General features: G+C 61.9%; 7 protein-coding genes and 1 pseudogene. 3 read left to right on the forward strand and 5 right to left on the reverse strand.

The genetic code is table 11. From position 1 onward, the window contains the following. Positions 1 to 649 (forward strand): MFS transporter (locus ACFFAR_RS17600; RefSeq protein ID WP_375508189.1); only part of this gene is annotated, 649 nt, incomplete at its 5' end. Positions 650 to 695: 46 nt separating this feature from the next. On the opposite strand, the gene ACFFAR_RS17605 is transcribed toward ACFFAR_RS17600, so the two are convergent. Next, positions 696 to 1,400, reverse strand: a complete 705-nt coding sequence (locus ACFFAR_RS17605) for an SDR family NAD(P)-dependent oxidoreductase (RefSeq protein ID WP_375508190.1) — start codon at positions 1,398 to 1,400, stop codon at positions 696 to 698. A gap of 115 nt (positions 1,401 to 1,515) precedes the next feature. On the opposite strand from ACFFAR_RS17605, the gene ACFFAR_RS17610 reads away from it, so the two are divergent. Then, a complete protein-coding gene (locus ACFFAR_RS17610) occupies positions 1,516 to 2,436 on the forward strand; it encodes a LysR family transcriptional regulator (protein ID WP_375508191.1) in 921 nt (306 codons plus the stop codon). 12 nt (positions 2,437 to 2,448) lie between these two features. Here ACFFAR_RS17610 and ACFFAR_RS17615 read toward each other — a convergent pair whose 3' ends face one another. The 4 genes from ACFFAR_RS17615 to hpnD are packed head-to-tail and all read right to left on the reverse strand — an operon-like array spanning position 2,449 to position 7,230. After that, positions 2,449 to 3,102, reverse strand: coding sequence for a phosphorylase (locus ACFFAR_RS17615; RefSeq protein ID WP_375508193.1), 654 nt, complete (start codon positions 3,100 to 3,102; stop codon positions 2,449 to 2,451). A gap of 26 nt (positions 3,103 to 3,128) precedes the next feature. Next, entirely contained in the window at positions 3,129 to 5,114 is a 1,986-nt protein-coding gene (gene shc, locus ACFFAR_RS17620) for a squalene--hopene cyclase (protein WP_375508192.1), read from the reverse strand. After that, positions 5,114 to 6,385: a hydroxysqualene dehydroxylase HpnE gene (gene hpnE / locus ACFFAR_RS17625; protein ID WP_174364703.1), complete on the reverse strand. Its 1,272-nt coding sequence runs from the start codon at positions 6,383 to 6,385 to the stop codon at positions 5,114 to 5,116. Before hpnE ends, shc begins: the two co-directional genes overlap by 1 nt. Next, positions 6,385 to 7,230, reverse strand: coding sequence for a presqualene diphosphate synthase HpnD (gene hpnD, locus ACFFAR_RS17630; protein WP_174364702.1), 846 nt, complete (start codon positions 7,228 to 7,230; stop codon positions 6,385 to 6,387). Before hpnD ends, hpnE begins: the two co-directional genes overlap by 1 nt. 658 nt (positions 7,231 to 7,888) lie before the next feature. Between hpnD and ACFFAR_RS17635 the strand changes: the two are divergent. Then, positions 7,889 to 8,241 (forward strand): annotated as a pseudogene (locus tag ACFFAR_RS17635) (phosphoesterase); the annotation flags it as partial.

Consider the following 8,241-nt stretch of genomic DNA (forward strand, 5'->3'; position numbering starts at 1 on the left):
TACCGAAAAGAACCTCGTCACCAGCGAGATCGATCGCGAGGACGCCGAGAAAACGACGCACCACAACCTGCGTGCGATCCTCTCCGATAAACATATCTGGAAGCTTTGCGCAGTCTACTTCTGCCAGATCATCGGGCTGTACGGGATCAGTTTCTGGCTGCCGTCGATCATCAAGGATTCCGGACTTACCGATGTCTCCGTCATCGGGTGGTTATCGGCGATTCCTTATCTTGTCGCCATCCCGGCGATCGTGCTGACGGGCATGAGTTCGGACCGGTTCCGCTCGCGCCGCATGCATTTTTCGGTGCTTGCCGTGATCGGCGCGGTTGGGTTCGCGGCGAGCGGTTATGTGGGGCATCACCCCGTGCTCGCCGTGATCTGGCTCAGCGTCGCAGCCGCCGGGATCTTGTCGGCGCTGTCGCTGTTCTGGAGCATTCCATCGTCGTTTCTTGCGGGGACGTCGGTGGCGGTCGGGATTGCCGGGATCAACTGCGTGGGAAATCTGGCGGGGTTTGTCTCGCCTTATGTGGTGGGCTGGCTCAATGTCACCACGCACGATAACCGGATGGGACTGTACTTCGTAGCCGTGTGCCTGGTGCTCGGGGCGTTGCTGGTCAGGACCATATCGGGGAAGCTGGCGGACCGGTGAGTTGAACGTGGCGTAACCGGTTTGTTGCGAGCCGGTTACGCCACGATCACCAGGGAACGACCCGCCCCAGGTAATCCAGGTAATGCAATCCGGAGCGCCCTTCGTAGGCCTCCATTGTATTCAGCAGGTTCGGAATGCTTTCTTCGATAGTCAGACGCGCGCCCGACCCGCCCATGTCCGTCTTGACCCATCCGGGCGCCATCAACAGAAGGGTTTTCGCGTCGTCTTTGTGGCGCGCGGCAAAGCTGCGCATGAACATGTTGAGCGCCGCCTTGCTGCCCCGGTAGACCTCGTAATTGCCGTTCGTATTGTTCGTCACGCTCCCCTGCCCCGACGACATTACGCCGATTGTCCCGCCAGGATTCACAAGGTCCTGAAACGCTTCGATAACCCTCATCGGACTCAACGCGTTCGTCACCATGACACGCACGAATTCATCGGTCGATACATCGGCGATCGTTTCGCGATCATCGTTCTTGACGCCCGCGTTCACGAAAAGCACATCCAGTCGCCGGCCTTCGAGACGGTCGTGCAACGTGGCGACCTGATCGGGAATGGTGATATCGACTGTTTCGACTTCAAGCGCGCCCTGAGCGCGGTCTGAGAGTTGGCGCAGCTTTTGTGTCGAGCCGTCCCTGCCGGTGGCGATCACGCGCCGGCCGCGCTTGAGGTATTCCTCGACCATCGCGAATCCGAGGCCGCGCGATGCGCCGATCAAAAGGACGGTTTTCTGTGTAGATGTGTCTTGCATGGTTAGCTCCCTGTGTGTCGATACCACACAGCGACTATATCGATGCATCAGACATGGCGGAAGACGCAGCAATTGCACTTATAACCTGCACCAAACGCCATGCTACGATCAAGGCATGGCAGAACCTGATCTGAATCTACTCGTCGCACTTGATGTGCTGCTCGCCGATGGCAGCGTGGCCGGGGCTGCGCGTCGACTGGGATTGAGCGCGTCGGCAATGAGCCGGACCCTGACCCGGCTCCGTGAGACGACCGGGGATCCGTTATTGGTGCGCGCGGGGCGTGGGATGGTGTTGACGCCCCATGCAGAGACGCTGCGTCAGCGCACGCAGAACGCGGTTCATGAGGCGCGCGCCGTGCTCCGTCCATCGACGATGGAACCGGATTTTTCGACGTTGCAGCGAACCTTCACCATTCGCGCCAACGATGGTTTCGTGGAAGCTTTCGGCGCGTCGCTTATTGCTGCGGCGAGTTCCGCTGCGCCGCGCGTATGTTTGCGTTTTGCGCCCAAGCTCGAGAAGACGGCAGCGTATTTGCGGGACGGGTCCGCTGATCTTGAAATCGGCGTTCTGGGCGCGATGGGACCGGAAGTCCGCGTGCAGGCCTTGTTTCGGGACCGCTTTGTTGGCGTTGTCAGGAAGGAACATTCGCTCGCGACAAAACGCAAAGTAACGGCTGAACGATACTTGGCGTTTGGCCATGTGGTTGCTTCTCGGCACGGCCGCACGAACGGACCGGTGGATGAAGCGCTGGCTGCTTTAGGGCTGGAGCGGACGATTGTCGCGGTGGTTCCGAGCTTTCCTGCAGCGCTCGCCGTGGCACGCGCTTCTGACCTGATTGCGCTCGTGCCCGCTTCACTTGTGAACGGTCAGCCCGAATCCGCCAGCATTCATGCTTTCGAGCTGCCGGTGAAGACCGAGGAGATCACGGTCTCGCAGATGTGGCACCCACGTTTGGAAGTCGATCCGGTTCATCGATGGCTTCGGCAGTTGGCGCTGAGTGTGTGTCGGGAAACGGCTGCGCGGGTGGGAAAGTAGCGGACGGCGGAGCTACGCTTTCAACACCCCCGCCCTCCCCATCGCATGCCGCGCCTGCACCAGCGACCCCTTCGCCGCCCTGGCATCCCCCGCAATCCTCAACAGAGCCCCAAGCTGCTTCGGCTCCCGTAAAAGCTCCCGCAGAATCGGCAAGATCGTAGTGGTCCCGTCATCCCGCAGCCCGACCGTCGCGGCCTTCGGCAAGCTCCTCCAGGCCGGATCCACAATCGCCCTGCAAACGGCAAACGGCAACCCCCGCGCTTGGGCAATCGCCCCGGCGATATGCGATTCCATATCCACCGCCAGCGCCCCTGTCGACCGATAAAGCGAGCGCTTCTCCTGCTCCCCTGCCAGCGGCGCCGCAACGCCGGCCATCGTCCCTCGAACGGCCTTCGCCTCGACCGGCGTTCCGGCAAAAGCCGCAAACATCCGCGCAGACCATTCGGGATCCGTATCGATAACCCCAAGCGGCCCCGACACGGCGCTCGCAATGATCACCGTCCCCGGCTCCAGCTCCGGCGCAAGACCACCAGCCGTCCCGAAACTGACGATACCGGAACACCCCCGCGCCAACGCCTCGCTCAATGCGCGCTCGAGCAAATCCGCCCGAGCCGCAAACACCGCCTCGACGCCGGGCCCGCGCGCGATGCGCGCTTCAAACGCCATCCCCGTTACTGCGATAACGGGCAAACTCACATCGCCGCCGTCACGCGCGTGGCGCCATCGCGCAGCATGTTCCGGTAACGAGCCAGCGCCCAAAGCGGGAAGAACTTTCTATAGCCGTGGTATCGCAGATAAAACACGCGCGGAAAGCCGGTCGCCGTGAACCTTGTTTCGTCCCAAAGCCCGTGCTCGCGCTGCGTGGACGTCAGATACTGGACGCCCTTCGCCACCGCCGGATGACCGACAAACCCCGCCGCCATCAACCCGAGCAACGCCCACGATGTCTGCGACGCCGTGCTCGGCGCCGCTTCATACCCGCGATAATCCAGCTTGTAACTCTCGCCGCCCTCGCCCCATCCGCCATCGGCGTTCTGGATGCTGATGAGCCATTGCGCGGCGCGCTGCATCCGCGAATCGGTTAGCGGCAATCCGGCCGCGTTCAACGCGCACAACGCGGTCCACGTCCCGTAGATATAGTTCAGGCCCCAGCGTCCGTACCAGCTTCCATCGCGTTCCTGATCGCGCAGGATGTAATCCAGCGAGCGCTTCGCCGGCTCGCTCGTCGCGGGCAACTCGCCAAGCTGCGCGAGCATCGATAGACATCGTCCCGACACATCCACCGTAGGCGGATCGAGCAACGCGCCGTGGTCGGAGAACGGGATGTTGTTGAGGTAATACTGCGTGTTTTCGGGTTCGAACGCGCCCCATCCGCCGTCGCTGCTTTGCATGCCGACGACCCATTCCCGCCCGCGCGCAATCGCTTCGCCGTACAGCGCGGTGCCGTTTTCGCGGTCGGCGCGATCCATTGCCATGGCGACAACGGCGGTGTCGTCGACGTCCGGATAATGCGGGTTCGCAAACTGGAACGCCCAGCCGCCGGGCCGGATAGTCGGCCGGCGCGAGATCCAGTCGCCGCGGACATCGAGGATCTGCAACGGCACGAGCCAGTCCAGTCCACGCGATACCGCTGCCCGCGCCTTCGGTGTATCGGCTTCGAGCAACGCGTGCGCGACAAGCGACGTGTCCCACACGGGCGATAAACACGGCTGGCAGTACGCCTCGCCATCGGGCGCTTCATCGATGATCAAGAGCTTCTCGATCGACTTGCGCGCAATCGCCCGGTTCGGATGGTCTTCGGGATAGCCCAGCACGTCGTACATCATCACGGAGTTGGCCATCGCGGGGAAAATCGCGCCGAGGCCATCCTCGCCGTTGAGCCGTTCATCGACGAAACGCACGGCCGCTTCTATTGCGCGCTGGCGTGTATGACGCGGGAACAGCGGATCGACGGTGCGCAGCACGGCATCCACGCAGCGGAACAACACGAACCAGCCCTGATGCTGATGCGGCGCGCGTGCGGCCATGCCGGTGTTGACAGGGGCATCGAAAAAAAGCTCGTCTATGCGCACGCCCTTCGGATTGCGCGCCTTCGGCCGCTTCGCGTTGAGCACGAGCAAGGGCACGATAACGGTCCGCGCCCAGTAGGACACCTTCGACAAATGGAACGGAAACCACTCGGGCAAGAGCGTGATTTCAACGGGCATCATGGGTACGGCGCGCCATGAAATCACGCCGAACAGCGCGAGCAGGATGCGCGTGAACACGTTCGATTTTTCCGCGCCGCCGGCCGCGATGATCGCCCGGCGCGCGCGCTGCATGTGCTCGGCTTCGGGCAGGTCGCCAATCATCTTCAGCGCGAAGTACGCCTTGACGGTGGCGCTGACGTCCATGGCGCCGTCGGTGAACAGCGGCCAGCCGCCGTCGTCACGCTGGATGCGGCGCAAGTATCGGCCGATCTTTGCTTCGAGGTCGGGCTTGGGCGTCTCGCCGAGGTAATGCACGAGCAATACGTACTCGGCGGGAATGGTGGCGTCGGCTTCGAGTTCGTAGAGCCAGTAGCCTTCGGGATGCTGATCGGCGAGCAGCGCGTCGGCCGCGCGGGATACCGATGCCTCCAACGCCGCCGCGCTGACTGGCGCGTTTGAGGCATCGGGTGGCTGGACAAAATCGTTCATCAGAGTTCCGTCGGGGGATTCATGAGGAGGTCCGCGGCCTTCTGGCCGGAGCGGATCGAACCTTCTATGGTTGCAGGCAGCCCGGTGGCCGTCCAGTCGCCCGCCACCATGAGATTGGGCCAGCGGGTGCGGGTCGCCGGCCGGAGATTTTCCTGGCTCGGCAGCGCGGCGAACGTCGCGCGCTTTTCGGTAACGATCTGCCAGGTCGGCATGCGTTCAACCGGCAAACGCGCGGCTTTCGCTACTTCTTGCCACAGCGTGTGGGCAAGGGTTTCGCGCGGGGTATCGGTGAACCTGTCGGCGTCGTGGATGGTCACGGACAGGCGGTCATCGAAGGCGAAAAGCCAGTCGGCCGTGCCGTTGAGCAGACCGGTCATGGATTCGAATGCAAGCGGCGGATCAATGGCGAAATGCGCATTGATGATCGCGCGAAATTCGGTCGGCGCGGTAAGCCCCGGCACGAGTTCCCGCGCGACTTGTGCGGGCACGGCGAGCAGGACGCCGTCGTTCGGGCCGATGTCCACGCGCGTTTCATCGAAATCCAGCGCCGCCACGCGCGTCTTCGAATCACTGCCGGCAAAACTGATTGCGCTCAAGCGCGACCCGAGCCGTATCTCCGCGCCGCCGTATTGCAGGAGCCTCAAAGCCGGTTCGATAAACGCATGGCCCAGGCCATTGCGCGCCGTTATTGGCCGGCATGCCTGTCCGCCTTGCAGCACCGTTTCTTTCAGCACGTTGCCGGCGAGCACGGCACTGCCTTCACGCGGATCGACGTTGAGCAACGCGAGCAAGAACGGATCGAGCATTGCGTCCCAGAGCCGGCCGTTCGCGCGCAGTGTTTGCCCGATGCTGCGTCCCGGATTGGCAAACAGCAGTCGCACGAGCGCGAAATAATCGGCGGGCATGGTGCCGGGAACACGCGTGGCGGAATCGAAGATCCAGCCTGGAAACCGTCCCGGCGACATCTTCAGGGTCCAGCGCGAACCGCTGCGCAGGTCCATGAACGGATAGTCGGGCTGGGCCGGACCGATGAGTTCGTCGGCGGCGCCAATGGCTTTGGCAAACCCGAGCGCGGCGTGGTTGCCGGACAGGATCAGGTGGTTGCCGTTGTCGATCGTGGCGTTGAGCTTGATGTCGAAGTAAGAGCGGCACCGGCCGCCGGCATGCGGCGCGGCTTCGTGCAGCACGACCCGCGCGCCGCGCCTTTGCAACTGGACCGCGGCGGCAAGCCCGGATAATCCAGCGCCAATGACATGAACTGTCCGTGACATCAGAACACGTTGCGCGCCACGATCCACAACAGCCGTGAACGTGGCGTACGGACGTGATTGCGCGGGAGATCGAAGCCACGCTTCAGGTTCGCCTCGAGAACGCAGCGATACGCGCCCGACATAATTCGCGGCGCCTTGACCTGGGCACGCGGCGCGTTGGCCATGATGGCGTCGGACTGGGCGTAGTGAATGCGGGCGCGTTCGGCAATGGTCAGGCATACGCGCGGCAAGCGGGCGTCGCCGATTATGGATGCAATGTCGGTGGTGGAAATGCCTTCGCGCGACAGCAATTCGCGCGGCAGATAAACCCGGCCGATGGCCGCGTCTTCGTCGATATCCCGAAGGATATTGGTCAACTGCAAGGCGCGGCCGAGATGATGCGCGAGACGCCGTCCGGCATCTTCCTGCATCCCGAATATCCTCACCGACAAACGCCCCACCGCGCTCGCCACGCGATCGCAATAAAGGTCGAGGCTGGCTTCGTCGGGCGCAACGATGTCTTCTGAGTCCATTGCCATGCCGTCGATCACGGCGATGAAGTCATCGCGCGAAAGATGGAACGCGTGGATGTGCTGCGTGAGCGCGCTCAGCGACTTGCGCGGCTTGCCGGCGTAGCAGTCGTCTATATCCGTGCGCCATTGCTCGAGCGCGGCAGCGCGTTCGTGGCGCGGCATGGTGCCGTCGTCGGCTATGTCGTCCACCGCGCGGCAAAACGCGTAGACCTGGTACATCGCGTCACGCTGCGCAGCCGGCAGGATGCGCATGGCGAGATAGAACGAGCTGCCCGAGGACGCTTTGGCGGCGTCGGGCGCAGGTTCATCGGCGATAAGATTGGAAACGGCCAAGACGGACTCCGCTGTGGCGCCCCCAAGGGCAGTAGTGTTAGATCGGGCGCCGTGCGTGAAACGCCCGGCCGTGTTGCAACGGCCAAGGGACGCTCGTGCAAACCGGCGCGAACCGGCTTCTTGCTGCGTTGGAGCGGTTTAAGGAACACGCTCAAACGACGCCTGAAGCGACGAAAAGTATATCAATGTTTGTGACCGATTGCCCCTAGGCGACTTCTGCGGTTCGGAAAACCGCGTCAACCTTCGTACAAAACATCTGCCGTCAGCATGTAACCCTCGTTGCAGATCGTGCGGATCAGCGCGCCGTGTCCTTCGGATCGCGTGCATACCACACGGTGGATCGGCTCGATGACCGCGAGGAAATCCCCAACGGTTCAGGTCTGACCGCTGATATCAATCGCCAGTTACCCGCTCCCAGCCAAGCATAAAAGCTTGTCGCACCCGGATTAAGGCACCGGTTTTATAAGCGCAGCAAATCGAGAGGACGCCCCCTGTCCGATGAGGCCGCCGTTAAGGCGACTTTGAGCTATTTGTTTGTGACATTTTTGTGGCATAAATATTACTAATAAATGTCGTCATATCACCGACGCAAATTACATAAGCCGCATGCAGGGGAACGCTTGATTAATGGCTTGCTGGATAAGCGAGAAAATCCAATATGAACGGCTTCGATGCTTCGATCCTTGGTTTTATCGCTCGACACTCGTTCGTTTCCCCCGGAATCAATTTCGCCATTGGCTCTTTGGCGGGACTTTATATCGCAAAAGGATTACTGCTGGTCGCAGCGCTTTGGTGGCTTTGGTTCAGCCCTGACAATCGTGCACCCTGGCGGCGGGAAGTTGTCATCGCGACATTTGCTTCTGGTCTGGTCGCCTTGATTGTGGGCCGCGGTTTGGCCTATTTCCTCCCGTTTCGTTCGCGGCCACGCTTCAATTCCGATCTGCATTTCACCATGCCGGTTGGCGCCAGGTTTGATGAGGTCCTGAGAAGCTGGAGTTCATTCCCGAGTGA

Origin of the sequence: uncultured Caballeronia sp. (genome assembly GCF_964243625.1) — a bacterium.
Taxonomy (GTDB): domain Bacteria; phylum Pseudomonadota; class Gammaproteobacteria; order Burkholderiales; family Burkholderiaceae; genus Caballeronia.

What these genes read in the sequence shown, in the direction of transcription:
- shc (WP_375508192.1), bottom strand. Translation starts at nt 5,114, where the DNA reads ATGAACGATTTTGTCCAGCCACCCGATGCCTCAAACGCGCCAGTCAGC.
- ACFFAR_RS17610 (WP_375508191.1), top strand. Translation starts at nt 1,516, where the DNA reads ATGGCAGAACCTGATCTGAATCTACTCGTCGCACTTGATGTGCTGCTC.
- ACFFAR_RS17605 (WP_375508190.1), bottom strand. Translation starts at nt 1,400, where the DNA reads ATGCAAGACACATCTACACAGAAAACCGTCCTTTTGATCGGCGCATCG.
- ACFFAR_RS17615 (WP_375508193.1), bottom strand. Translation starts at nt 3,102, where the DNA reads ATGGCGTTTGAAGCGCGCATCGCGCGCGGGCCCGGCGTCGAGGCGGTG.
- hpnE (WP_174364703.1), bottom strand. Translation starts at nt 6,385, where the DNA reads ATGTCACGGACAGTTCATGTCATTGGCGCTGGATTATCCGGGCTTGCC.